We start from the raw sequence: 25,816 nt of genomic DNA on the forward strand, positions 1-25,816 counted from the left end.
CCCGAAACAGCATTAAATCGCCCAGCCGCAGGCATAAAAAGCGACCAGCGCGACGGCGATCAGCACCGTACCGACGTTGAGCTTGCGCCATTCCCCGGCAAAGATACGGCCGATGACCAGCGAACCGAAGCCGAGCATAATGCCGGTGACGATATTACAGGTCAGCACAATAAACACCGCGGCCAGCAGGCCAGACATCGCATCGACGAAGTCGCTGAAGTCGATCTTGGAGACGTTGCTTAACATCAGCAGACCAACGTACATCAGCGCGGGGGCGGTAGCATAGCCCGGCACGAGGTACGCCAGCGGCGACAGGAACAGGATCATCAGGAACAGAACGCCGACCACAATCGCCGTCAGACCGGTTTTACCGCCTGCCGCCGTTCCCGCTGCGGACTCGATATAGACTGCCGCAGGCGCTGCCCCGACCAGACCGGAGAAGATGCTGCTCAGGGAGTCGCTGGTCAGTGCCTTACCGCCGTTAATGATCTGGTTGTCTTTATCCAGCAGGTTGGCCTGCCCGGCCACGGCGCGGATGGTGCCGGTGGCATCAAAGACGGCGGTCATTACCAGCGCCAGCACGCTGGGCAACACTGCCGGTTTCAGTGCGCCGAGGATATCCAGGCTGAACAGCAGCGAATTTCCCTGAGCATCGCTCAGGCTGGGCATGGCAAACAGCCCCTGATAGCTCACGGCCGGGTCAAAAATCAGGCCGATCACCGAGATGGTAATAATGGTCAGCAGGATGCCGCCGGGTACGCGCAGTTTCTCCAGACCAAAAATCACCGCCAGACCCAGCAGCGTCATCACCACCGGGAACGACGGGAAGTGGCCCAGCGCGACCGGAAGGCCCGGCCCCGGGTTTTTTACCACCAGGCCGACGCCGTCGGCGGCGATCAGCAGCAGGAACAGGCCAATACCGACGCCGGTGCCGTGCGCCACGCCCATCGGCAGATTGCGCAGGATCCAGGCCCGGATGCCGGTAGCCGAGATCAGCGTAAACAGCACCCCCATCAGGAACACCGCACCCAGCGCGACCGGCACGCTGATCTGCTGACCCAGCACCAGGCTGAAGGCCGTGAAGGCCGTCAGGGAAATGGCACAACCAATCGCCATCGGCAGGTTGGCCCACAGCCCCATCAGCAGGGAACCAAATCCGGCGACCAGACAGGTTGCCACAAACACCGCCGTTGGCGGGAAGCCCGCTTTGCCCAACATTGAGGGCACCACGATCACGGAATAGACCATGGCCAGGAAGGTCGTCAGACCCGCCAGGATTTCCTGACGGACGCTGCTACCGCGCGCAGAGATTTTGAACCAGGCGTCGAGAGAGCCGCTGGCCGGTTGAGAAGGAGCTGACATTGTAATCCCCTGAACATTCTTATGAGTTATGGCGGCGTGGTACCACTGCATCCCAGCGGTAGTCAACGTTTGCATCCCTGGCACAATATTCACGGTGTCAAAAACCTCAGGGCGAGGCACAAACCGGATAAAGGCAAACGTTTACTATTCCACGTAAAAACCGCGTTATTGCAGTGCGTATTTTCGCGCAAACGATTATCCGGTGTTTAATGGTGCATATTCAACACCTGTTATCGCTTAAATTTGCACAAGTCTTGATTTACATCTCCCTCTGTCGTTCACAGTGAGAGATGGTAGCGGGGGAATTCCCCGCCCCCTAATAGCGCTTTCTTATGACGGCTATGCGGGCAGGGTGCAGGGGATCAGGCAGGAACGAACTCAATCAAACTTCACTTCACCGCCCTGCTGCAGCGCACGCTGCCAGGCGGCACGGCTCTCTACCTTCTGCAGCCAGGCCTGGATAGCCGGACTGTCGGCGGCCCCACCGCGCGCGGTCAGGGCCTGCAGGGGGAAGCTCATCTGGACGTCAGCGATGCTGAACCGGCTACCGGCAAACCATTCGTTGCGGGCCAGATGCTGCTCAATAAACTGACGGTGGGTGGCGAGCTGTGGGTCAAGGTAGCCCTTCTGCACCCCTTTACCAAAGGCGCTGCCGATCGGCCGCAGCAGCCAGGGAACCGGGGCTTTCCCCATGCGGCTGAAAATCAGCTTCATCACCAGCAGCGGCATCAGGGACCCTTCCGCATAGTGCAGCCAGTAGCGCGACTGGATCACCGCTTCGTCATCGATTGGCTTCAACTGGCCACCGATATCATAGTGCGCTTCCAGATATTCAAGAATCGCCCCGGACTCCGCCACCACGCGATTGTCATCGGTGATCACTGGGGCTTTACCTAACGGGTGCACTTTTTTCAGCTCCGGGGGGGCCAGCAGCGTACCCTCCCGCTGATAACGTTTAATCTGATACGGGACTTCCAGCTCTTCCAGCAGCCACAGCACGCGCTGTGAGCGTGAGTTATTCAGGTGATGTACGGTGATCATAGTCGCTCCTTAAAACCTGAGTATAGAAGGTTAAGCGCCTTTCACATCCAGCAGGATCGCTCCGGTACCCTGTTCACTGAGCCGGTCATTCGGATTGCGCAGCGGGCAGTCCTCCATCGACAGGCAGCCGCAGCCGATGCAGCCATCCAGGTCATCACGCAGACGGGTGAGCGTTTCAATGCGCCTGTCCAGTTCGTCACGCCACTGCTGCGACAGCCGCGCCCACTCTTTCGGTGTCATTCTTTTGCCGGGGGAGTACTGCATCAGGCTGTTGCTGATGGTGGCCAGCGGGATGCCGATGCGCTGGGCGATTTTAATGACCGCCACGCGTCTGAGCACATCACGCGTGTAGCGCCGCTGATTTCCCGGATTGCGGAAGCTGCTGATGAGCCCTTTGCTTTCATAGAAATGCAGCGTGGATACCGCCACGCCGCAGCGCCGGGCAACGTCACCAGGGGTCAGTTCCCGCTTATCGGAAGTGCGTACAATTTTTTTCATTTAGCGCTTTACCTCAAGTTAACTTGAGGAATTATACTCAGCTACCATTGAGTTCGCGACCTTTGACGCAGAGACCCGGGAGAAAAGTGTATGCATGACGACATCATCAGCACCCTGACAGACTGGATCGACAGTAATCTGGAAAAAACCCTGTCGATTGATGAAGTGGCGGCGAAATCTGGCTATTCGAAGTGGCACCTGCAGCGTATGTTCCGTTCCGTAACGAAACAGACGCTGGGTGGTTATATTCGTGAACGCCGCCTTACGCTGGCCGCCGAAGCGCTGCGCCTGACCCAGCGTCCGGTGTTCGACATTGCCCTGCAGTATGGCTATGACTCACAGCAGACGTTTTCCCGGGTCTTCCGCCGCCAGTTCGCCCAGACGCCGACGGCCTATCGCCATTCCATGCGTCGCCAGACGCTGCAGCGTTCAGGCTGGAACTTTGACTGCGGTGACTATGTCGCACCGCGCTTCAGCCCGTCCGGCCACGAGAAAGCCTGTCCGACGTGCAGCTAACGTTTAGCGCGATGCCATCAGCCTCTGCGGTGGTATCGCCCGCGGTTCCTGCCCCCAGTGCAGCGGCGACAGATACCAGCCACCGCCCTGCTGCTTAATGTGATACATCGCCGCATCGGCCTGAGCGACCAGCGCCTCCGGTACCGCGTGATGCTTCGCCATCGCCGCCCCCACGCTTAACGACTGCACCACGCGAGTACCATCGGGCAGCTGAACCGGCGGCTGCATCGCACGGATAATGCGGCGGGCCACCTGAGCCACCTCGTCTTCTTCACCGGCGCTGGTGAGCAATACCGCAAACTCATCCCCTCCCAGCCGCGCGACCATATCGTTTTTACCCAGGCGAGCCTGCAGACGCTGTGCGGTTACGGTAAGCACGCGATCGCCCGCGGCATGACCATAACGGTCATTGACCTGCTTAAAGTGGTTGCCGTCAATAAACAGCACGCTGACCTGCTGACGACGATGGGGGTCCAGCAGCAGGGCCTGAAGCCGGCGTTCGAACGCCTTACGGTTTGGCAGCCCGGTCAGCCCGTCGTGAAGTGCCTGATGGGCAAGGGAGCTGTTCTCCCGCGTCAGATGACGCTGCCACTGGTCGAGTTCGTCGAGCAGGGCGTTAAAATCCCCGCTCAGTTTGTCCAGTTCGGCAATCGACGCCGACGGCACGCGCAGGGAAAACGCCCTTCGCTTTCTTACGTCATGAGTGACGGAGGCGATATTTTTCAACCCCTGTAAAATGCCGGCGTGCATACGGTGAGAAAGATAGAAAGCCAGGAAGGCGGTGATCAACAGACTGCCTCCCAGCCACTGCAGGGCCTGCCAGAGATAATGCAGCACGCGCGTCGCGTCGCCATGGATCCAGACCCGGCCAATTTCCTTGTGATGGTGGATGATGGGCGCGCTGACCGGTTTTGGAAACAGCCATTCTGCAACGGCTGCGCTGAGGCCACGGTGCACATTGGCTCCCGGCATCTGCCAGCTCACCAGCAGTTTCTGATGAGCATCATAGATGCGCGCAGCCGAAAAATCGGAATGGGTGCCGATATCACTCAACAGGTTTTTTGCTGTTTCAGCATCGCCTTTTAATACTGCGCTATGGGCGCTGTAACTGACGCTGGTGGCAATAAGCTGAATATTGTTTTCCGCGTAGCTGCGCAGCACATACATCGACAGTGCGGACAGGGAAAGGCCACTGCACAGCAGGAACACCAGCATCACCGTCAGGTGAATACGCCGGAACGACTGGCCCATCGTCGGCAGCACACGTGCCGTCTGAGACGGTCGCTGATTGAGGGTGTTCATCCGATGTTCACAAGTGATGAAAGGCAGCGAAGCCAGGAGTGACCATGAAAAGACATATACTCCCCCTTGGTGATTTCTGCTGTACGCAGATCGATAATTATATTAGAAATATTTATAATTCTTGTTTTAGACCGACAGCTGTCCGGCCCAGGGAAAAGCACTGGGAAAAAAGAGACAACCGGGTTATGAGTAGCATTAGCGAAAAAATCCTACAGATCATCAAGTCAACGCACAATGTTAAATAGCGTCGGATTCATCTTAAACCAATAAATTTGACTTAACAGAATACTCAGACTAGCGGCTAAAAAATATCTACCATACCAGGTTTAAATTTTGTTCAATTTTTAAAAACGGATGATATAATGTGATCGCCATCACACTTTAATGACCTGTGCGTCAGACCGGAAAGGAGCACACCTGGCAGCTCCGGTTCCGCTTCGGGTGATGTCGCATTTGATTTGTCAGGACAGGCCCCCCGGAGTTTTTCAGCATGGCGACGATTACCACCAGCGTTATCCTTATGAGATGGGAGCTGCTCAGTGCAGTGATGATGTTTTTTGCCAGTACCTTCAACGTACGCTGCCGTAAAGCCAGTCGTAACGTGATGGCCTTTGCTTTTACCGGCATCGGTATTGGCATGTCGTGCTGGTTTGTCACCGGGCTGCTGGGCATTACGCTGAGTATGGAAAACCTGCACAACTTCTGGCATATCACCAAAGAGGTGTTTGTTGAGGTGATGAGCCGTGCTCCTGCCGACTGGCCCATGCCGTAAACGACATCAGCCCGGGGAGCTGTCCTGACTCACCGGGCAGGCGATGTCTTGCCACGTTTAGATCTTTTTGAGCACCGCCGGCATCGGCACGTCGCTGGAGGCTTTGACCTCAGGCAGCGCTGACGTCTGGCGATCCTGCAACCACATATCACCCATGATCTGGTTCAGACCGTTTTCCAGTCCGGTGACCATGCCCGCGCCAGGCGTGAAGGTCAGCTCACCGAAGTAGATATTGCCTTCATGGATATACCAGTCCACCCGCACATAATCAAAATCTGCTGCCAGCTGTTTACTGAGCGCCAGTGCATGCTCCAGCGTCTCCAGCTCGGCGCTGGTATCGAATCCGGTGTCACGAATTTTATAGAACGTCTGCTTCAGGTTGTTAACGTAGAAGTTCATCGACAGCGCAGCGTTCCCCACCCGGTTATAAATCACCTGCAGCACATATTCGAAGTTACCGTCTTTCTTGTTGAACATATGAAATTTGTAGTCAACGGCGGCAAACTTACCGTCACCAACGTACTGTTCAACCAGAATACGGGGCTTAATGTAGCGATAGTGGATCTCACGGGCATGGTGCGAGAAATCCTTATGCAGCCACTCATCGCAACGCTTGATCAGCAGCTGCTTTTGGATGCAGTCCGGCTCTTCCAGCACGATCTCAACCATGCCTGAACCATGATTGGGTTTGATCACCGTATTCTTCAGGCTTGGCAAGCTCAGCAGTGAAATCGGATCGTCGGTCTGATGAACCAGCGGGATCAGATATGACTCACCAATGGTATGAGCAATATAATCCCGGACCAGTAATTTGTCCGATAAATTGGCATAGCGCACATGGTCTCCCGTCACATATTTTCGATACAGAACTTTCTCATTGAAGAGTCTGGGTTCCCGGATATTCGGTATTCTTTTGAACTTCTGAAAGTAATAAACTTTATCCTGGTAAGACCAAGGCATTTTCTTGAACAGGTAAACAAAACCCTTTCTCAATTCTGCTTTGAGCTTCAACATGATTGACCTCATCTGTAGGTTTTGTAGTTGAGTGAGGAAAGCTGTATTTTAAGAATGACGCCATTCTTAAAGAAATAATTCATTATCGTCAGGGAAAGGAGTTCGGTGATAAATACACTCCATGCTGCCCCTGTTAATCCCCAGGCGTGGATAAAGAAGTAAGACGTGGCCAGACCAATCACGACCAGGAGAACCACTTTCACCAGTAAGTAATTGAAACCACCCTCTTTAACCATGTAGCGATACGCTACGGTGCCCATTGCTGAAAAACAGGTCGCTAGCGACAATAATGTAATGAGATTTCCTGATTGTGTGTAATCTTGCCCATACAGGCTGTTAATGATCCTGTCACCAAACAGCGTGACAACGGAGAGCATCAAAAGTGAAACTGCCATAACATAACCATTCAGTCGTGAAGCCAGTTTAACTGCCACATCCGCACGCTCTCTGAAAATTTCAGAAAAGCAGGATGTAATAAGTGCCACTGGAATAAAAATCCATGAAGCAGAGATGGTATTCGCCGCGGTAAACAGCCCCAGGTCGTGGGCCGAGCTCACCCCCAGCAAAAAGAACTGTGCGGTTTTTACCTGCACAGCAATAAACACGCTGGAAATGGCGAGTGGCAGACCCGCGTACAACAAATAACGCAGATAATTCTTACGCTTATGCTGTGGCGGCAGGCTGATAGTGTTGACCTGATAGAAGCGACTGCGCTTAATCAGATAGGGTACCAGCGTGACCGCGACCATCGAAAGTGACAACCACAGCGGACTCAGTTTGCACCAGGCGATAGTAAAACTAATGATAAAGCTCAGTATCATTCCGGTGGCATTCGCCACCGTATTCATTCGTGATTCCAGGCGGGCGTTATTGTAAACGCTAAAAACATCCTGAGTCACAAACAGGGCAGAAAAAAAAGAAGCCACAGCAAAAACAATAAAGTTTTCGCGCATCGTCAGCCAGACGTATAACAATACTGGCAGTGACAACAGCAGTAATAAATTCAGGCGCAGCGACTTCGCCACCGCCATCAGTCGCATTCCTTTCGGCGTGCTTTTACTGATGCTTTTAAAAAGAATGGTCTCAGTACCAAAAATGGCAATAGTCTGAATAATTGAAAACAGTGAGGCAGAAAATGCTATCTGGCCAAATATAACGGGGCCGAACGATTTAGCCACATAAGATGTGACAAAAATCACACCAAACACTGACACAATTTTTTCGGACATCATCCACGCCGCATTGGACATCACACTGTATTTCATCGAAGCATCCTTTGTGTTTCCCACTCACTAACCCTGCAAACCAACACATCCGTGTCCACAACTGATTCAACTACGCACAGTGGAACGCTGGCGAGAACGTAAAAACGAAAAATTTTATATTTAATGGCCTTATTGTGCCTTTTATTTTTAAAAGTCTGTTTTCTAAGCGAAGCAGTCGACCATGCTGTCGATTATGGTTTTGTATGGTCTTAATTTTTCTATGATGGCTTTCTCAATCCCTTTGACCGGGATTAAAGTTAGCACACATTTTTTTCCCTGCACGTTGGAGTTTTCCTAATTACGCCGTGGTCTTGTACTGGCATGAGACGAATCTATATCAAAAAAACCAATATCGAAAGCTATCAAAACCCTTTTGAAATAAAATAGGAGAAATCCCATGATGTTATTTCTTCATAATCCCTTAACTTAAAGCCTGCCATTCCAATCGCGTACTTTTAATCACTGCGCTAATATTTACGCAAAACAGATCCATTGATTAATGCAGTTATTCTCACTCCATTATTGTTAAGAAAGGTAATAGCATTCATGAGAAAGTCACGATATACCGAAGAACAAATCACCAGTGCCATTAAAGCTTCTGAAAACGGCATCAAAGTGAAAGAGATTTGTGAAGAACTCGGCATTTCTGAAGCCACATTCTACAGTTGGAAAAAGAAATACGCCGGACTGTCATCTGAAGAAGGCAGGAAAATCAAGGAATTGGAAGAGAAAGTTCATAGTATGGAAAGAGAGATCCAGTCCCTTTCATCTGATAAGGAGATGCTGCAAAGCGTGCTCAAGAATTTCTTTACAACCAATGACAAACGGCAAGCCGTTAATTTCCTACAGGATACCTATGACATTGGTACGCGCCGCAGCTGCCGTCTGCTGGATATCAGCCGTAGTGTTTACCATTATCCTTACAATCTTGAAAATCAATAATCAGGCAGTCGATGTGTATTATGATGCTTTAACAGGACCAAAATAAAATATTCTTTACGCTTATTGAAAAGTACAGATCGACTTTTTGATGCGGACGATTACTAATGAGTTATTTGTAACCCCGCAACAGTATTTGGCTGTATCTTCGTCACGCACCAGCTAAAACCTCAATAGCATCAAGGCTTTCAATGCGCGTTTATCTTTGCAACCAAAGATAAACGCGCCTAAAGTGAACCTGAAGTTTCTAATAATTATTTCTCTTTCTGCCAAAAAAACGTTAGCCCCCTTCACACTTCTCTTTTTTTTTATGGTTCATTAATCTCAGTTTTTTCTGATGGATGCCGCAGACGCCGCGATGCCTCTTTACACCGATTTACCTGGCCTGCCGGGCAGGGAACCGATATGCAGGACTGATGATGCAGAATTTAAAGTTTACCAACACTAATCATTTTATCCCCCTTCACGCACTCATCACCGCTGGAATCACGCCGTCGCTTATCATTAGCCAATCTGTCCCTTCCGGGTACACACCAGGGTCTGGTGATTTTATCATCAGCGAAGTTAAGTTAAGGATGGTCTGTGGCTGAGAAAGCCGTCTCAAAAATGAAGATTTTCACATTCAGTAGACGGGATTCACTGTACAAAAAAAAGGATTTGTTGATTAGCGATTATTCTTATAGCCGAACAATCGCGACCTGTGCCAGACGGGGCAGCGGGCTGGCAGGGATTAAAACCCCATTGCTGCGCTGCAAAGAGTGACGAAGATCACATTGTGGCGAAGAAAATAGGCAAAACCGGGCCACAGAGGATTGCGTTGCTCTTCCGGCGATAGTGGGACTTTCATCGCCAGGAAGAGGAAAATTTAATCGCGAATTTTCAAAGGGTTTACTACCGGTTCTGGCTTGATACGCATTGCGCTGACGACGCCCACCATCAGACACAAAATGCCGCACAGCGTCAGCACCGGCGGCCAGGCCTGACGTAATAAGAAGGTATACGCCAGACCGGCCAGGATCTCGAAAACAATCAGCGGCCCCACCAGCACCGTCGGTAAACGCTGGCTGGCTTCATTCCAGCACAGCGTGCCCAGCCAGGAGCACAACAGTGCAATCGCCAGCATCAGCGCGATAAAAACCCCGGGCCGCGGGCCAAACGGCAGCGAAAATCCAGGCTGGGTCAGGTGCAGCTGCCCCATGACCAGCAGGTATCCGAGCAGCGCCATCGGCAGCGTGGCCAGTCCCTGTGCGGTAGCCCAGGTGGCCGGACGGATCGCATTTTTCCGCAACCAGCGGGCATTGCGCAGCGGATACCACGTCCAGCACGCCACGGCGATGAAAGCCAGCGCGACTCCGCTGAGGTAGCGCCACAGGTCCGGTGGATGCGCCGCACCGTTCAGTTCAGCCACGTTCACACAAACCAGGCCCACAATAATCAGCACCAGGGCCGGGAATAACTTACCCCAGCGTAACTGGCCCTCATCCCGGCCATAAAACAGATTGGCACTGACGGCGATCACCACCGGGAGTGTGCCGATAATCATCGTCGACACTGGCGCGCCGGTACGCTGTATCGCCGTGGCCAGGCAGGCGTAATAAAGCAGATTGCCCACCAGTGTCAGCTTGATCACCTCCTGCCAGTCGCGGCGGGTCAGGGCCGCCAGACGATGGCGGTCCTGCCAGGCCAGCGGCAGGGCAATCAGCCCAAACGCCAGATAGCGGCCCATTGATTGCAGGGTGCCGGGATAATCCGGCACCATCAGCGGCCCGACAAAAATCAGGCCCCACATCAGCCCTGCACTGAGGGCAAAGAAAATTCCAGTGAGCATTGTCCACTCCGGACAGCAAGAAAACCCCATTATGGGGGAAGGTAAGACCGGGGGATTGTAGCAAATTGCGGTCAGCGGACAGCGGCCCGCACCTGCTGCTGATAGCGGCCAGGGGTAATGCCATAGCGGGCGGCGAAGCTGCGGGTCAGATGCGCCTGATCGGTCAGGCCCACCGCCGCCGCGACATCAGCCGCCGGCAGCCCGGCACGAAGTAGCTGGCTGGCCTGATACAGGCGAAATGCCATCAGCATCTGATGTGGGGTGACGTGATAGTGGGCTTTAAACTGCCGCTGAAAGTGAAAGGGACTGAGAGAGACCAGCGCCGCCAGCTCGTCGAGAGTAATCCGCTGACAGAGGTTGGCGCGCAGATAGTCGCGAACACTATCAAAGCGATGCCGCGGCTCCGGCGCTAGCGGACGCGCGATGCGGGCATGAGGACGCAGCAAATCGCACAAGGTCAACAGTAACCCATCCAGGGCGAGGGGATCGTCAGTCTGCCACAGGCTGCCGAGCAGATAAGAGAGCTGTCGGGCACGCAAGGGATCGTGACACACTGCCTGCTCAAACCACCAGTCCGGCTCGCCGGTCAGCGCCGCCAGCCGCTGTGGTTCAATGTAGATCATGCGGTACTGCCAGCCGCCCTCGGTGGCGGATTCCCCGGTATGCAGCTCGTCCGGGTTCATCAGGACCAGAGAGTCAACCGGGGCAAGGTGCTGTACACCACGATAACGAAAGCGCTCGGCCCCACGATCGATAGTGCCAATGCCAAACGCTTCATGGGTGTGGGGCTCAAACGCATAGCGGGTGATATGGGCGCGATAGAGCTCAACGCCCTGCCGCCCCGAAAGGTGGCGGAAGCGGGCGCGATCCTGCTCATCACTGAACTGCTCAGGCACTCCGTCCATTGCCACCCCCGCCAAATCACATCAGGCCGTCAGCTTACGATCTTTACCTGATGCGATCCAGACGGCTTATATCAGACCTTCGGCCTTCATTGCACGCTGCACGGCAGGACGCGCACCTACCCGGGCAGCGTAAGCCTGCAGATCGGGCCAGCCATCGAGGGAAAAGCCCACCACCCGGCTCCAGCCGAGCACGGTGAACAGGTAGGCATCGGCCACCGTAAATTGCTCACCCTGCAGCCAGGTTTTTCCGGCCAGCGCGGAAGACAGCCAGTCGAGGCGCTTATTCAGTCCAGCCACGGTCGCCTGCTTCCAGTCTGCCGTTTGCGCCGGGTTAAACAGCGCGCCCATCGGCTTATGGAGTTCAGTCGAAATAAAGCTCAACCACTCCAGCACTCTGTAACGATCTGCACTCCCTGCCGCCGGGATCAGACCCGCTTCTGGCTTCAGATCGGCGACATACTGCGCGATGACCGTCCCTTCCGTCATCAGGCTGCCGTCATCCAGTAACAGCGCAGGAATGTAACCTTTACTGTTGATGGTAACAAAGTCGCTACCGGATTCGGTTTTTTTGGTTTTCAGGTCAACTTTTTCCAGCGTAAAGGTCGCCCCGACCTCCTCCAGAACGATATGTGGGGAGAGCGAGCAGGCACCCGGGGTATAGAACAGTTTCATCAGTCGTAATTCCTTTTAAATTCACGAGGGTCAGAGTACGCGACTCATCTTACGCCGATGTTGGCCGTTGATGCCACACTGGCGTGTCTGGCGCAAAATTAAACGCCAGCTTAACCGTCGTGCTGACTGAGGACGTGGCCTGACCGGCATTGATGCGCCATTTATTTTCCGCGTGCTTCAATGCTGTCAACTCCACAGGGACAGGTTAAAACATCATGTCAGAAACACTGGTCATCCCCCGTCATACTGACGGGCTTTCGCTTTTTCTGGCTCTGCTGAACGGCGGCGTTATTCCGGGTGCGATCTGGGAAAAACCATCCTGGCGCGCCAAATTCCTTGCGCGTTCGCTGGCGTGGCCTCTGGCAAGTGCGCAGCACATGCAGCAGATCGCCTCCCGGCCCACAATGCGCCAGGCGCTGGATCTGCAACCGATGCTGCCGGGTAAAATCCACCGGCCTTACCTGTACCTGGGGCTGTCCGCCGCACAGCGTGGAGCGGTGCTGAGCCAGCATTATGACTTCCTGCAACAGCTTACCCACCCTGGCCTGCGCAACGCGATGCTGTCGGCCCAGCCCACGGAGCTGGCCAGCTTCACCGGCAAGGAGGGAGAACAGTTTCAGATCACCCTGACCTGTAACGGACGCTGTGAGCGTGAAGGCGAAGTGAATATGCTGTTGCACAGCGACGGCACGGTACTGGCTATTCTGACCTTCGCGGTAACAGACCATCAGGGACTGCCGATGCTGGTGATCGGCGGGATCCAGGGCGCAAGCAGCAGCACGCCGCACGAGCGGATCCGGGCTGCAACCAAGTCCTGCTATGGGCTGTTCCCCAAACGCGTGCTGATGGAGGGGCTCTCGCTGCTGGCACGGGCGACCGGGATCAGTGCGATCAGGGCAGTGAGCGACCGGGGCCACACCTACCGCAGCCTGCGCTACCGCTTTAAAAAGAAGGATGTTTTTCTGGCGAGCTATGACGAATTCTGGCAGTCATTAAACGCGGAACGGGTTTCCCCGGCGCTATGGCAGTTGCCGCTGGTATTCAGTCAGAAGAGTATGGATGAAATCCCCAGTAAAAAGCGCGCGGAGTATCGCCGCCGCTATGAACTACTGGAGGTCATCCGCCAGCAGTTCGCCCGTTTCCACTGAGGATGATTACGGCGCGGTGGTCTCCTGCTCGACATCGTCGATCTTCCAGCCATCGCGTTCGTGAAGCAGCGTGACCAGCAGATGCTGCTGGTCACCGGGGTCACGCCCCAGGGTGACATCCCCCGTTGCCCGGTTACCGTTTAACGTAAAACGGCTGACACTGACGTTATTGACCCAACCATCACTGTAGTCCTGATCCTGTAAAAAATAGTCATCATCCATGCCATCCGGGCTTTTAATCAGCAGATTGATTTTTTCCAGCAGACGCTGCGTCACGTATTCGTTAAGTAACGGATCGTGTTCATCAATCGGGCTCTCTTCTTTATTCAGTGCCGTCAGATACCAGTTGTAAAACGCCAGGCTGGTTCCCTGGGGATCGTCATTATGTGCTGCCGCCGCTGCCTGAAAAGCAACGAGCGAAACCACCAGCATCAGCAACCACTTTTTCATGCAAACCGCTCCGGATAACACCGCTATTCATTTTCCCAACCAGAACCCGTCAGGTTGCCAGTGATTGTATTGAATTTATCCGGCTAATCCAGCCTCCGTTCCCCTGTTTACCTGCTTATTTAGTAAATGTTTATCGCAGGCCAGACAGACAGGCATGACCCCCGTCATGCCCAGTGCTTTTTCTTACTGGTTTTACCAATGCCCGGATTACAGGCGTTAGTGGGGTCAAGTTGATGGAAGTGATGCTGATGAGCATCGGAAGCGTGATACAGATGCCCGATGTTATGTTCTGCCGGGTACTTTGCTCCGCGCTGGTCAAGATAGTCCAGCACCGCCGCTTTGAACTGTGCGCCATCCACGCCCGGTTTCAGAATATAGTCCTGATGGTTCACCAGACAGAAGAAGTGACCACAGCAGGACGCTTCCAGTACCTGATCCTGCAGTGCTGGCGGCAGGCGGATCAACCACTGGTCGTCATTACGACGCAGCGCAATGTCAAAGGCGATCAGACGTTCATCGGTGCTGATACCGGCATGTTCGCAGTAAAACACCGTACAGGCACCCACGCCAAAGCGGACCAGAAACGCATCCTGCTGCTCCGCGTCCGTACAATGGAACCAGTCGCCGTTGCGTGAAGCAAAGAACGTGGTGAGCAGACGACTCATTTGCGCCACCTCCGGCCGGGCCAGCTTAATCATCAGATGATGCTCATAACGGCGATGATAAGAGAGCAGGCGCGGGGCAACGGTTGACGGCGTGATGCGATTGCCCCACTGGATCAGCCGGTCGACAGTATTGGCTGGCAGGATCCTGAGCTTTTTCACCCGCGCATCCCACTGCGCCTTTTTGCGCATCAGCCCCGGCAGCGCCGCCGGCCCCAGCCGTTTGATCGACAAAAACATATGACGGGCATAGCGCAGGGTCAGGCGAAACGCGTTGCGGTGAATGTATTCCGCCTGGATTGGCAGCGTATCGAGCCGTTCGATCAGATAGCGACGCAGGTCGAGCAGTACCTGCTCATCATTGGTGCCGATGTAGAAGGTGTCTTCCTGCGGCGTGGCGTCGAAAGTGGCCAGACGTACGGCAAAGACGATCACCTTACCGGCACAGCCCGCACTGTCGTGCAGATACTGCGGGTTGCCGTTGAAGCGCGTGGGCGTGGTGGCATCGACATCTTTGATCAACGCCGCGTAGTCGTCGGCCCAGGTTTTCCCTTCCCAGTCCGGCGCGGTGCCGGTGGTATAGTCTCCGGCTTCCAGCCGGGCGATCATCTCTTCCGGGGTCTGGCCCAGATCAATACCGAGGTGGTTGATCAGATGCAGCTGGCCGCGATCGTCAATCTGCGCAAACAGCGACTTTTCGGTAAACGCCGGGCCGCGCTGCAGCAGCGAGCCACCGGAGTTATTGCAGATCCCCCCCACCACCGACGCGCCAATGCAGGAGGAGCCGATCACGGAATGCGGCTCTTTCTGCCACGGCTTCAGGCTCTCTTCCAGCTCCGTCAGGGTACTGCCGGGGAAGGCAATCACCTGCTGCGCATTATCGATGACCTGAACGCCTTTAATATTGCGCGTGCTGACAATCACCACCGGACGGTCATAGTCATCACCGTGCGGCGTCGAGCCACCGGTCACCCCGGTATTGGACGCCTGCATCAGGATAATGGCATCGTTTTGCTGACAGACTCTGAGCACCTGCCACAGCTGCAGCAGCGTTGCCGGCAGCACGACCGCCAGCGCGTCGCCGTGACCCACGCGAAAACCTTTGCAGTAATAGGCCTTACGTTCACCGTCAGCGATCAGATGGTCTGAGCCGACGAGGTCGCTCAGTTGTTGCAGGATCAGAGAATGTTGCATTCAGGGTGCCGCTCCATAGCGCATTTTTAGCAGCATCGATTGTACCCGAGGGGCTGGCGCCAGGGCCAGCGCCGGCGGCGTGAAAATCGGTCAGGTTGCTGATCGCGGCGAAAAGCCCATAACGGAAATCGATCGTAACGCCAGCCTGCCGATCTTTTTTTCGCACGCGTCTGTCGGCAAAAAATGAATAAATAGTTAACTTTTTATTAACCTGTAGGAAACGCTTTTTTATGCATTCTCTATGCAATTTAACTGCATATAAAAATATTTTACCCTGTTTTTCAGAAAGTTGAATGTGATCAAAAAGTGAATAATTTGTCTATACACCTGTGTTGACTTTGTTACAGCGCAGCGCCAGCATGAACGCCACGTACCTGTCCCCCCGACGTATTGCCCTGATTGTCACCCGTTTCAGTGAGGGTTGTGTCTGCTAACAAGAACGGATTGAGAGGATGCCATGTCTGACCCAAAGGATGCGCCGCAGCACCTGCATCGCGGACTCAGTTCGCGCCATATTCAGCTGATTTCGCTGGGCGGCGCTATCGGCACCGGGCTGTTTATGGGGGCGGGAAAAACCATTGCGGTGTCCGGCACCTCCATTCTGATCACCTATATTGTGGTCGGCTTCTTTATGTATATGGTGATGCGGGCAATGGGCGAGCTGTTGCTGAGCCGCCTGGATTACCGTTCGTTTGCAGATTTTGTTTCCGACTACCTTGGTCCAAAGGCGAGCTTCTTCCTCGGCTGGTCATACTGGCTGAGCTGGGTGGTGACCTGTATTGCCGATGTGGTGGTCTGCGGTGGTTACATGCAGTACTGGCTGCCGGCGCTGTCGCCGTGGATCCCGGCGCTGTTGACGCTGGGGCTGCTGTGCCTGTTTAACCTGCTGTCGGTGAAGATGTTTGGCGAAGCCGAGTTCTGGTTTGCGATTATTAAAGTTATCGCCATCATTGCGCTGATCGTCACCGGCTTCTGGATGATCGCCCGCGGCTGGACGTCACCGGATGGCGTGACCGCTTCGCTGGACAACCTCACGGACACGGCGGTGTTTATGCCACACGGCATCGTCGGCTTCTTCGCCGGATTCCAGATCGCGATTTTCTCCTACACCGGCATTGAACTGCTGGGCACCATGAGTGCAGAAACCCGCTCGCCGGAGAAGGTATTGCCGCGGGCGATCAGGGCGATCCCGCTGCGCATCATTATCTTTTACGTGCTGTCGATGGTGGTGATCATCGCCGTGACGTCCTGGCCGCACATCTCGCCGGACACCAGCCCATTCGTGACGCTGTTTGCCAAAGCCGGGCTGCCCGCCGCCGCCGCCGTGATCAACTTTGTGGCGCTGACCTCGGCGATGTCCTCCGCCAACAGTGGGGTCTACTCCAGCACCCGCATGCTGTATGGCCTGTCGCTGGAACAGCACGCCCACTGGCAGTTCCGTATTCTGTCGCGCACCACGCGGATCCCGGTCCGCAGCCTGATGTTTTCCTGCTTTTGCATGTTAAGCGGCACGCTGTTGCTGTTCCTGGTGCCCAACGTGATGACGCTGTTTACCGTGGTGTCTACACTGGCAGCGATTCTGGTGATTTATACCTGGGGAATGATTCTGGTGGCGTATCTGGTGTACCGCAGGCGCAGCCCGGCCCTGCACGAGCGCTCGGCGTTTAAAATGCCCGCCGGGATTGTGATGAGCTGGCTGACGCTGCTGTTTTTTCTGTTCTCACTGGTGGTAATGGTCTTTGACCCGGATACGCTGACCGCGCTGTGTGCGATGCCGCTGTGGTTTATCCTGCTGGCGTGGTTCTGGCGGGTGAAACAGCGGCGTGAACAGCAAAATGTTGTTACGGCGTCGTAGGGGCGACCCTTTTTCTGGTCGCCCCGTGCCGGTGACGGACACTGCCGGGCCGCCCCGATCAGCATGGCCACCCGGTAAAACATTCACGATCCGATGTTACAGCACACCCTGAGCCAGCATTGCATCCGCCACTTTAACGAACCCGGCAATATTCGCGCCGTGGACGTAGTGGGTCTGCCTGCCTTCCCCGCCGTGCTCCACGCAGGCGTGATGAATATCCAGCATGATGTGTTGCAGACGAATATCAACCTTCTCCGCTTTCCAGCTCAGACGTGCCGCATTCTGCGCCATCTCCAGGCCAGAAGTGGCTACGCCACCGGCATTTGCCGCTTTGCCCGGCGCAAAGAGTACACCCGCCTCAAGGAACGCATCGGTCGCCGGGATAGTGGTCGGCATATTGGCCCCTTCCGCCACGGCTTTCACGCCGTTAGCAATCAGCTGACGTGCCGCCGGCAGATCAAGCTCATTCTGCGTCGCGCACGGTAAGGCGATATCGACCGGCACGCTCCACGGCTGCTGCCCGGCAAGGTAAACCAGGCCACGTTCACGCGCATAATCTTCCACGCTGCCGTAACGCACGTTTTTGATCTCCGCCAGCAGCGCCAGCTTTTCCGGGGTAAACCCGGCTTCGTCTACCACCGTTCCGCGTGAATCAGAAGCCGTCAGCACGCGCGCGCCCAGCGCCATCGCTTTTTCAATGGCGTACTGCGCCACGTTACCGGCACCGGAGACCGCAACGGTACTGCCTTCAAAGCCCAGTCCGTGACGTTTCAGCATCGCATCGGTGAAGTAGACCAGACCGTAGCCGGTGGCTTCCGGGCGGATCAGGCTGCCGCCGAATGACAGGCCTTTGCCGGTAAACACGCAGGCGGTATTATTCGACAGCTTCTTCATCATCCCGGCCATAAAGGCCACTTCACGGCCCCCCACGCCGATATCCCCCGCAGGCACATCGGTATCCGGGCCCAGGTGGCGGTAAAGTTCTGTCATCAGCGCCTGGCAGAAGCGCATCACTTCCGCCTGGCTTTTCCCTTTCGGATTAAAGTCCGACCCGCCTTTACCGCCGCCCATCGGCAGGGTGGTGAGGGCATTTTTAAACGTCTGCTCAAAGCCGAGGAATTTCAGAATCGACAGGTTTACCGACGGATGGAAGCGCATCCCGCCTTTATAGGGGCCAATGGAGGAGCTGAACTGCACGCGCCATGCCCGGTTCACCTGCACCTGACCGCGATCGTCCGTCCAGGCAACGCGGAACTGGATCACACGTTCCGGCTCGACCAGACGCTCCAGCAGGCTTTGCTCCTGATACTGCGGGTGTCGTTCCAGGAACGGCCACAGTGACGTGAACACCTCGCGCACGGCCTGCAGATATTCCGGCTGGTGAGGATCGCGCTGCTGAACGGAGGTGAGAAACGACTCAAGAGAGTGAAAAGCTGTCATGACTAATTCCTTGTGCGTAATGTTCTGGCCCTGATGTTGTTTAGTATTGTTAGGGTAATCAGAGGGATGATGTTGTTCCTCTGCGACTATATCACCGGCTTTCGGTGGTACAACAAAAAACTTATGACCCGAAATATAGTTAAAAAACGGGTGAAACTGCCGCAGGCGGCGGAAAACCTGAGCTGATGCAAGAAATTCCCACGCATCATCATAAGAAAAAGTTATCACACAGCCACCGTCATCACTGTTGTTGATTGCCCGGTCAGAAAAGCAAAAACGGACCGCTGAATAAATATCTGCGGAAAAAGAAAAGATGACACTTTTATTACAGTGCAAACAAACGACAGTGATTGTATTTATTTCAGCCGCAAGACAGTCTGTGGCGTCATTATTTATGTATAAATGTAAACTTAATAAATGCGGCTTGCCGCATCGTAATTGAGTGTGATTTCATCAACCCTCCACAAATTGTGCTTTACCACCTGAGAAAATAATGATGAGCAATCACAACGAAAATAATCAGGAAAAGCCGATCGGATTATTACTGATTAATGAAAACGCCCGTAACGGGAAAGCGAATAAACAGCAGGCATTATCCCTGCTGACCGCCGGAGGCATTCAGGTGATTGAGCCCGGGCCCGGCGATCGCCGTGACAGTAGCGAGATTATTCTCGACTATGCCGACCGCATCGATCTGGTTATTGTCGGCGGCGGTGACGGCAGCCTGAATGCCGCCGCGAGAGGCCTGATGCACAGCGGGCTGCCGCTGGGCGTACTGCCGCTGGGCACCGCCAATGATTTCGCCCGCACGCTCGGTATTGCGAATAACCTGAGTCAGGCCGTCAGGGTGATTGCCACCGGGCACCAGCGCCCCGTCGATCTGGGTGAGGTCAATGGCCACCTGTTTTTTAACGTTTCCAGCATCGGTTTTTCCGCCACGCTGGCACACCATTTAACGGCCGAGTCCAAAAAACGCTGGGGGACATTTGGCTATGCACTGGCGGCCTTCCGGCTGCTGAAGCAGAGCCGTCCGTTCAGCGCCACGCTGGAACATGACGGCATCGTAGAGAAAGTAAAAACCGTGCAGGTTTCCGTTGGCAACGGGCGCTTTTACGGCGGGGGAATGACGGTGGAACAGAGCGCCGCCCCGGATGACGGCCGGCTGGACGTGTACAGTCTGGAGGTGGCGCACTGGTGGGAAATGATAGCCCTGCTGCCCGCACTCCGGCGAGGAACGCACGGTCGCTGGCGTAAGGTGCGCACCCTGTCCACCACCGCCATGACGCTGAGCACGCGCCGCCCCCATGATATTAACGCCGACGGCGAACTGATTGGGCAGACGCCCGCCCGGTTTACCATTAAGGCACATGCAATAACTGTTTTTGCCCCGTCCTGAGCAACATCTGATAAAGGTTTAATAAGGGTTAATATGATGAATAAATTTAGCATTCTGGCCTTAACGGCAATGATGACGTTAATTACCGCCTGTGACGATGCGACCAAAGAAAATATTAAAGAAGAAGCGGATAAACGCACAAACAGTCTGGTGGAGTCGGCACAAACCCAGTGGGATGAAACCAGAAAGCAGGCGACGGACCTGGCCGATGCTAAAGTGGCAGAACTGAATGCGGCGCAGCCCCTGGAAGACGCCAGGAAAAAAATGGATGAACTGGGGGAGATGAAGCTGTCTGATTTGATTTCGGGCAGTGGGGAAGAGAAAGAGGGTGAGGAAGGGGAAGAGGCGGAGAATAATTAACGGCCGGTAAAGACACCTTCAGCCCGTCAGGGACGGCCAGACTGTAAGCAGACTCTTAAAGATCGCAGCCAAATAATATTGTCACCGGCACGCCGGCTGATGGGCGGGTGATGAACGGTTGTCTGGTGCTGACGACGGAAATACCGCCACCGGAGCCGGAATTGATGCAGGCCAGCGCTGCCCGAGGCTCTCGGCCCGCAATAAGCGTGAGCTGATGGATGTGATTCAGGTCATGGCGAAGCCGAAGAAGCGGGGCGCTGGCTAACCGAGTAACAGGCAAAAAAATCCCGGCGCGATGGCCGGGATTGATGGGGTTACTCTGGATTGGATGGAGGCGATTTACGGGCTTTTCGCTCGTCTATTTTGGCAAAGATCCATATTCTTGCTCCTGATGCTATCCCAATAATTAAACTTACAGCAGATAGATAGCTCAAGGACTTTTTGGAGAAATCAATTTTACCTGAGGTAACTAGTTCGATAATTACATTGTTAACCAAGAAGATAAATGCGAAAAAGCAAAAGCCGTAGTAAATTGTGCTTAAAAGGAAAGCAGTAAATGTTGCTCTATTCTGCCTATTTTTAATTTTCATTAATTTTATCCTTAACCTTATTGCTTATTATTTCTCCCCCGATGCCACCAAACAGATCATTTATTTCCCCAGGGAAAGGAGCTAACTCCCCGAACTTTCCTCCTGACCAAGCCCCTAAAGCAGCACCACCAACAGATCCTATGTCAGGCCCATCAGTAAACACCGAGCCACCTGCTGCCATTCCGACGTTCTGCCAGACCCCGCGCCCCGGTGCTAATGCTCCTGTAATTCCTGTCGAGAGACTTCCCTTATAATCCCAGGTTTTATTTTCATTTCCAGGCTGACTCAGATCGAACCACTGATAAGAGCCATTGGCGATTTCCGCTATTACTGCACCGCCCACAGCTTTACCCACCGATGCCGCTGGACCTAAATAAGCAGCTCCTGCAATCAATACGCCATCCTTATACCCATTCACGATAACTTTGGTGATATTCGCACCTTCCGGTAAATCACCCTGCGCCAGCTTATCTAATCCAGCCTGTTTCTGTTCCGGCGTCAAATTGTTATCCTGGGCGTACTGGTCCCATGATGCCACCGCCTGACCATAATTCATCAGGCCCGTTGGCAGACTCAGTGCATTATTCTCAACCGCATTCTTACCCGCCTGGCCGGCCGTCACTGCTCCGCCAGTATCGCCCGTCGCCAGGCCGCCCGCAACTCCTGCGGCCAGTTCGCTCAGCGCGCTGACCTGCTGTTTTTCGCTTTCGCTCAGCTGGTCTGCCGCCCTGCCCGGGAACAGCTGCCCGGCAATGTAGCGCGCCGCCAGCTCTCCCCCGCCGGCACCAAGCCCGCCTGCTACAGCCGACTGATTGTTCAGCTGCGCCGTCACCGCCCCCAGCACCGCGTGCGCCATCGCGTTGCTGGCCACGTCCACCTTACCGGTCAGCGCTACCTTCATATAGTCCGGCATCGCCTGGTAAATCGCTCTGGCGCTGTCTTCGTTCTCTGCCAGCACAAAGCGATCAAGCTGAGACAGGTCATCGCTGCTCAGGTCGGAGAACAGCGGCAGACGTTTCAGGCTGTTCGCAATATCAGAACCCGCAGCGGCTTCTGACAATGCCCCGTTGGCACAGAATGGATTGCCGGAACAGCCTTCAGCTACCGCCTCTTGGCGGTTCTTCTTGCTGACTTCGGCGTATTTCTCGTAGATATCCTGCTTATCAGTGCCGTCTTTCTCTGCTTTCTCAAGTTCCTTGTGCAGATTAACCACATCTTTTGAACTGAGGAAGTTATTCTCAACAACAACGATCCCGGTGCAAGGGCTGAGATCGTTGTTGTGCTATCTGCTTCGGTTTTTCCTGTAGTGCTGATAGTAGATCCACCAACTGCCTATTGCTATCAACGATCCAGCGAAAGATGCCGCTTTAGTATATTTCCATATGTCAGCCCAAACCAACTCAAATGGAATTTGATACATCAGCAGGATATAGCCTCTTATAAGAACATATAAAAATAAAAAAATTAATGTCATTGCTATGTTACATGCAACAAATAAGTAGAGAAAAATGATGAACCACGATTCTTTTTTCATCACTGCTTCTTCCCATTACTATTTACGGTCTTACCAAGCTGATCATTGAGGATTTCTGTAGCTGCACTGCCTGATGCATTGCCTGCTATACCAAGTACTGGATTAACTGGTAAAGACTTCGATATCCCCATTCCGACATCAACCCAGATCCAGTCTTTCCATGGTTTCATTGGGTTTAAGAATTTATCAAGCTGTCCCTGAGCCACTTTACCAACACCATAACCCAGCCCGGATGCAGCGCCACTCATCGCCCCACCTTTCAAAGGATCATCACCTTTCTGACTGACGTAGATAATAAAATCCCGGCCCGATAGCCGGGATTCGTTATTACTTATTTTTCCTGTAATTTCGATAGTAGAGTGACCAACAACCACCGCCACCTATAAGACCACAAAATAAACTTACCTTAAAAAGCTTATTAAAATCATATGAATACATATCTATACTTATTCCCTTATCAATATATAAATATATATCCATCAACAAAGACATTAATAAAACCGTTACAAAAACAGTGATTGCACTACCTACTACCATATATATAAAAATGGATAAAATCTTTTTACGCTCAGAAAATATCATTTCTTATCTCCTGAGTTATCACTTAAAGATTTTCCCAATCGATCATTTATATATTCCGTAGAGGCAGACCCTCCCATATTCCCAACAACCCCAGGCAACGGATCTAACGGTAAAGGCTTCGATATACCCATCCCAATATCAATCCATTTCCAGTTCTTCCAGTTTGGATTAAGTACCTTATCAAGCTGCCCCTGAAGCACCTTACCGGCACCATAGCCTAGACCCGATGCTGCACCATTCATCACGCCGCCCTTCAACGGATCATCACCTTTCAGATAGCTTGATGTGGCTCCGCTGGCCGCATTCACGCCTATTGTGCCCCACAGCCCTGTCCCTGCTGTAAATGCCCCGGTCCAGTACCCCAGAATCACATCATTTGGATTCACTTCGCCGTTAATCAGATAACCCACTCCGGCATTAGCTCCCGCACCTATGAGACTTGTCGTTGCAGCGGCTCCCGGCAACAGCGGCCAGGCGATAACGCTGCCCACCGCCGCCATCGCTGTCTCACAGGACACCGGTGTCCCACCGCTGCAGGCTTCCTTAATAGCGGCCTGGGTTCCCGATTCATAATTTGCTGTGGTTCCGGGTTTGTGTTTATTTGCCGCTGCCAGAACACTCCCCAGCGCATTATTCTCAACCGCATTCTTACCCGCCTGGCCGGCCGTGACTGCTCCGCCAGTATCGCCCGTCGCCAGGCCGCCCGCAACTCCTGCGGCCAGTTCGCTCAGCGCGCTGACCTGCTGTTTTTCGCTTTCGCTCAGCTGGTCTGCCGCCCTGCCCGGGAACAACTGTCCGCCAATGTAAGTTGCTGGGTCGCCGGGTCACGGATGACTATCGTGCCCTTGCTCACCGCCGCCTTCGTCGTCGAACTCCCGCTGCTGTTTATTCCCACCAGCAGGCCGTTGGCCACGCTACCGCCCGAGCTGATGCCCACGCTCTGGTGCTCGACCTGGTACTCAGCCCGGTCCTCAATGTTGCTGAAGCCTGGCGGTTGAAGGAGATGGGATTTGAGACCGGGACGGCGCTGGAGGTGAAGGTTTTGCCGGGCTGCCTGATACTGGCCGCGCAGGAGCCGCAGCCGGAACCGCCCGCAGAGCCGGAGGTGGTGACCACGCTGCGTAAAGCCTGCAAAAAACTGTCGGCCCGTAAACAGCGTGAAATAGCGGTGTTTATTGAACTGGTTGCCACCCCGCAGAAGCGGCCACGCAAGATCCCGGAAGGAACGGTGGAGTGGCGGTCCGCCTTGACCTGCCCCCAGGATTAGATACAACCTTCAGTTAGTAATGTCAGTTGGTTTTTCTTCATATTTCCCGTTTCGCCAGCCCGCTGCAAATTCAGCCGGCGTCAGGTAATTCAGCGATGAATGTGGTCGACACTCGTTATAACCCTGCCGCCAGTCATTAATGATTTCCCGGGCATGTAGAATATCGCTGAACCAGTGTTCATTCAGGCATTCATCCCGAAAGCGGCCATTGAAACTCTCAATAAATCCGTTCTGCGTTGGCTTGCCCGGCTGGATTAAGCGCAACTCAACACCATGTTCAAAGGCCCATTGATCGAGCGCGCGGCAGGTGAATTCCGGGCCCTGATCAGTTCTTATCGTTGCAGGATAGCCACGAAACAGCGCAATGCTGTCCAGAATACGTGTCACCTGAACGCCTGTAATCCCGAATGCCGTGGTGATCGTCAGACACTCCTTCGTAAAATCATCCACGCAGGTCAGACACTTAATCCTGCGGCCGCTGGCAAGTGCATCCATGACAAAATCCATCGACCATGTCAGGTTCGGCGCATCCGGGCGAATAAGCGGAAGCCGCTCAGTCGCCAGCCCCTTGCGGCGTCGCCTGCGCTTTACACTCAGGCCGTTGAGATGATAGATGCGGTATATACCCGCTTGTGGTTGACGTGAAGGCCCTCCCGACGCAGTAGTTGCCAGATGCGCCGGTAACCAAAGCGGCGGCGCTCAAGTGCCAGCTCTGTGATGCGTAGAGACAGCTGCGCGTCAGCAGCCGGACGCTGAGCCGAATAACGGTAAGTCGACAGAGACAAACCTGCCAGCCTGCAGGCACGACGTTGCGACAGACCTGCGGCCTCACACATGACTTCCACTGCTTCCCGCTTCTGGTCTGTCGTCAGAACTTTCGGCCAAGAGCCACCTGAAGCGCCTCCTTATCCAGCATGGCTTCAGCGAGCAGCTTCTTGAGGCGGGCGTTCTCCTCTTCAAGCGACTTGAGCCGCTTCACTTCAGGGACTTCCATGCCGCCAAACTTCTTGCGCCAAGTGTAAAACGTGGCATCGGAAATGGCGTGCTTACGGCAGAGCTCACGGGCAGAAACTCCGGCTTCGGCCTCGCGGAGAATACTGATGATCTGTTCGTCGGAAAAACGCTTCTTCATGAGGATGTCCTCATGTGGCTTATGAAGACATTACTAACATCGCGGTGTGTTAATCAACGGGGAGCAGGTCAGCCTGAGGTAACTCGTTGGTT

At 54.2% G+C, this 25,816-nt stretch carries 25 protein-coding genes and 1 pseudogene; 9 read left to right on the plus strand and 17 right to left on the minus strand.

The window, feature by feature from the left end; all coding sequences use genetic code 11:
- Positions 1–12 precede the first annotated feature (12 nt).
- From K6L24_RS19585 to soxR, 3 genes are all read right to left on the minus strand, one after another.
- Complete coding sequence (locus K6L24_RS19585; RefSeq protein WP_062748096.1) at positions 13–1,362, minus strand: NCS2 family permease; 1,350 nt, start codon at positions 1,360–1,362, stop codon at positions 13–15.
- A 378-nt stretch (positions 1,363–1,740) separates the two neighbouring features.
- Positions 1,741–2,403 carry a glutathione S-transferase family protein gene (locus tag K6L24_RS19590; RefSeq protein WP_118664915.1) on the minus strand — a complete coding sequence of 221 codons (663 nt, stop codon included), beginning with the start codon at positions 2,401–2,403 and terminating at the stop codon, positions 1,741–1,743.
- A 30-nt stretch (positions 2,404–2,433) separates the two neighbouring features.
- Positions 2,434–2,901: a redox-sensitive transcriptional activator SoxR gene (soxR, locus tag K6L24_RS19595; RefSeq protein WP_062748100.1), complete on the minus strand. Its 468-nt coding sequence runs from the start codon at positions 2,899–2,901 to the stop codon at positions 2,434–2,436.
- A gap of 90 nt (positions 2,902–2,991) precedes the next feature.
- Between soxR and soxS the strand changes: the two genes are divergently transcribed.
- Positions 2,992–3,417 (plus strand): superoxide response transcriptional regulator SoxS, encoded by a 426-nt coding sequence (soxS, locus tag K6L24_RS19600; RefSeq protein WP_062748102.1) that lies wholly within the window; start codon positions 2,992–2,994, stop codon positions 3,415–3,417.
- Positions 3,418–3,420: 3 nt separating this feature from the next.
- Here the strand turns inward: soxS and dgcN are convergent, their stop codons facing one another.
- Positions 3,421–4,719 (minus strand): diguanylate cyclase DgcN/YfiN, encoded by a 1,299-nt coding sequence (gene dgcN, locus K6L24_RS19605; RefSeq protein WP_062748104.1) that lies wholly within the window; start codon positions 4,717–4,719, stop codon positions 3,421–3,423.
- Positions 4,720–5,209: 490 nt separating this feature from the next.
- On the opposite strand from dgcN, the gene K6L24_RS19610 reads away from it, so the two are divergent.
- Positions 5,210–5,491 (plus strand): YjcB family protein, encoded by a 282-nt coding sequence (locus tag K6L24_RS19610; protein ID WP_062748109.1) that lies wholly within the window; start codon positions 5,210–5,212, stop codon positions 5,489–5,491.
- A gap of 57 nt (positions 5,492–5,548) precedes the next feature.
- On the opposite strand, the gene K6L24_RS19615 is transcribed toward K6L24_RS19610, so the two are convergent.
- Complete coding sequence (locus tag K6L24_RS19615; protein WP_062748111.1) at positions 5,549–6,505, minus strand: ATP-grasp fold amidoligase family protein; 957 nt, start codon at positions 6,503–6,505, stop codon at positions 5,549–5,551.
- Positions 6,506–6,513: 8 nt separating this feature from the next.
- Positions 6,514–7,770 carry an MATE family efflux transporter gene (locus tag K6L24_RS19620; protein WP_062748113.1) on the minus strand — a complete coding sequence of 419 codons (1,257 nt, stop codon included), beginning with the start codon at positions 7,768–7,770 and terminating at the stop codon, positions 6,514–6,516.
- A gap of 546 nt (positions 7,771–8,316) precedes the next feature.
- Between K6L24_RS19620 and K6L24_RS19625 the strand changes: the two genes are divergently transcribed.
- On the plus strand, positions 8,317–8,712 hold the full coding sequence (locus K6L24_RS19625; RefSeq protein WP_062748114.1) for a transposase: 396 nt from the start codon (positions 8,317–8,319) through the stop codon (positions 8,710–8,712).
- Positions 8,713–9,574: 862 nt separating this feature from the next.
- Here the strand turns inward: K6L24_RS19625 and K6L24_RS19630 are convergent.
- The 3 genes from K6L24_RS19630 to gstA all read right to left on the minus strand — a co-directional run bounded on the left by K6L24_RS19630 (position 9,575) and on the right by gstA (position 12,114).
- Positions 9,575–10,537 carry a DMT family transporter gene (locus K6L24_RS19630; protein ID WP_062748116.1) on the minus strand — a complete coding sequence of 321 codons (963 nt, stop codon included), beginning with the start codon at positions 10,535–10,537 and terminating at the stop codon, positions 9,575–9,577.
- Positions 10,538–10,608: 71 nt separating this feature from the next.
- Positions 10,609–11,442: an AraC family transcriptional regulator gene (locus tag K6L24_RS19635; protein WP_137269825.1), complete on the minus strand. Its 834-nt coding sequence runs from the start codon at positions 11,440–11,442 to the stop codon at positions 10,609–10,611.
- 66 nt (positions 11,443–11,508) lie between these two features.
- On the minus strand, positions 11,509–12,114 hold the full coding sequence (gene gstA, locus K6L24_RS19640; RefSeq protein WP_062748120.1) for a glutathione transferase GstA: 606 nt from the start codon (positions 12,112–12,114) through the stop codon (positions 11,509–11,511).
- Between the two features lie 215 nt (positions 12,115–12,329).
- Here gstA and K6L24_RS19645 point away from each other — a divergent pair, with 215 nt between their 5' ends.
- Entirely contained in the window at positions 12,330–13,262 is a 933-nt protein-coding gene (locus tag K6L24_RS19645) for a VirK/YbjX family protein (protein WP_222681765.1), read from the plus strand.
- Between the two features lie 6 nt (positions 13,263–13,268).
- On the opposite strand, the gene K6L24_RS19650 is transcribed toward K6L24_RS19645, so the two are convergent.
- Entirely contained in the window at positions 13,269–13,712 is a 444-nt protein-coding gene (locus K6L24_RS19650) for a DUF3828 domain-containing protein (protein ID WP_062748124.1), read from the minus strand.
- 164 nt (positions 13,713–13,876) lie between these two features.
- Positions 13,877–15,568 carry a D-lactate dehydrogenase gene (dld, locus tag K6L24_RS19655; RefSeq protein ID WP_222681766.1) on the minus strand — a complete coding sequence of 564 codons (1,692 nt, stop codon included), beginning with the start codon at positions 15,566–15,568 and terminating at the stop codon, positions 13,877–13,879.
- 457 nt (positions 15,569–16,025) lie between these two features.
- Here dld and K6L24_RS19660 point away from each other — a divergent pair, with 457 nt between their 5' ends.
- Entirely contained in the window at positions 16,026–17,423 is a 1,398-nt protein-coding gene (locus tag K6L24_RS19660; RefSeq protein ID WP_222681767.1) for an amino acid permease, read from the plus strand.
- 96 nt (positions 17,424–17,519) lie between these two features.
- On the opposite strand, the gene gdhA is transcribed toward K6L24_RS19660, so the two are convergent.
- The gene (gdhA, locus tag K6L24_RS19665) at positions 17,520–18,863 is read right to left on the minus strand and encodes an NADP-specific glutamate dehydrogenase (protein ID WP_137269830.1); all 1,344 of its coding nucleotides are present in this window, start codon (positions 18,861–18,863) and stop codon (positions 17,520–17,522) included.
- A gap of 493 nt (positions 18,864–19,356) precedes the next feature.
- Here gdhA and K6L24_RS19670 point away from each other — a divergent pair, with 493 nt between their 5' ends.
- The 3 genes from K6L24_RS19670 (at position 19,357) to K6L24_RS19680 (ending at position 20,884) form a co-directional block, all read left to right on the plus strand.
- On the plus strand, positions 19,357–20,259 hold the full coding sequence (locus K6L24_RS19670; RefSeq protein ID WP_404997986.1) for a lipid kinase: 903 nt from the start codon (positions 19,357–19,359) through the stop codon (positions 20,257–20,259).
- A 33-nt stretch (positions 20,260–20,292) separates the two neighbouring features.
- Positions 20,293–20,619 (plus strand): hypothetical protein, encoded by a 327-nt coding sequence (locus K6L24_RS19675; protein WP_222681768.1) that lies wholly within the window; start codon positions 20,293–20,295, stop codon positions 20,617–20,619.
- A 118-nt stretch (positions 20,620–20,737) separates the two neighbouring features.
- Entirely contained in the window at positions 20,738–20,884 is a 147-nt protein-coding gene (locus K6L24_RS19680) for a hypothetical protein (protein ID WP_222681769.1), read from the plus strand.
- A gap of 49 nt (positions 20,885–20,933) precedes the next feature.
- Here the strand turns inward: K6L24_RS19680 and K6L24_RS19685 are convergent, their stop codons facing one another.
- The 4 genes from K6L24_RS19685 to K6L24_RS22340 form a co-directional block, all read right to left on the minus strand.
- Positions 20,934–21,209 carry a hypothetical protein gene (locus tag K6L24_RS19685; RefSeq protein ID WP_062748138.1) on the minus strand — a complete coding sequence of 92 codons (276 nt, stop codon included), beginning with the start codon at positions 21,207–21,209 and terminating at the stop codon, positions 20,934–20,936.
- Complete coding sequence (locus tag K6L24_RS19690; RefSeq protein ID WP_245006698.1) at positions 21,199–22,422, minus strand: VENN motif pre-toxin domain-containing protein; 1,224 nt, start codon at positions 22,420–22,422, stop codon at positions 21,199–21,201. Before K6L24_RS19690 ends, K6L24_RS19685 begins: the two co-directional genes overlap by 11 nt.
- A 320-nt stretch (positions 22,423–22,742) precedes the next feature.
- Positions 22,743–23,123: a hypothetical protein gene (locus K6L24_RS19695; RefSeq protein WP_245006699.1), complete on the minus strand. Its 381-nt coding sequence runs from the start codon at positions 23,121–23,123 to the stop codon at positions 22,743–22,745.
- Positions 23,124–23,321: 198 nt separating this feature from the next.
- The gene (locus K6L24_RS22340; RefSeq protein ID WP_245006700.1) at positions 23,322–24,116 is read right to left on the minus strand and encodes a VENN motif pre-toxin domain-containing protein; all 795 of its coding nucleotides are present in this window, start codon (positions 24,114–24,116) and stop codon (positions 23,322–23,324) included.
- 17 nt (positions 24,117–24,133) lie between these two features.
- On the opposite strand from K6L24_RS22340, the gene K6L24_RS19710 reads away from it, so the two are divergent.
- Positions 24,134–24,592 (plus strand): SymE family type I addiction module toxin, encoded by a 459-nt coding sequence (locus K6L24_RS19710; protein WP_191935742.1) that lies wholly within the window; start codon positions 24,134–24,136, stop codon positions 24,590–24,592.
- Between the two features lie 9 nt (positions 24,593–24,601).
- Here the strand turns inward: K6L24_RS19710 and K6L24_RS19715 are convergent.
- Positions 24,602–25,724 (minus strand): annotated as a pseudogene (locus K6L24_RS19715) (IS3 family transposase).
- Positions 25,725–25,816: the final 92 nt, after the last annotated feature.

The sequence above is a fragment of the Erwinia persicina genome (assembly GCF_019844095.1).
Taxonomy (GTDB): Bacteria; Pseudomonadota; Gammaproteobacteria; order Enterobacterales; family Enterobacteriaceae; genus Erwinia; species Erwinia persicina.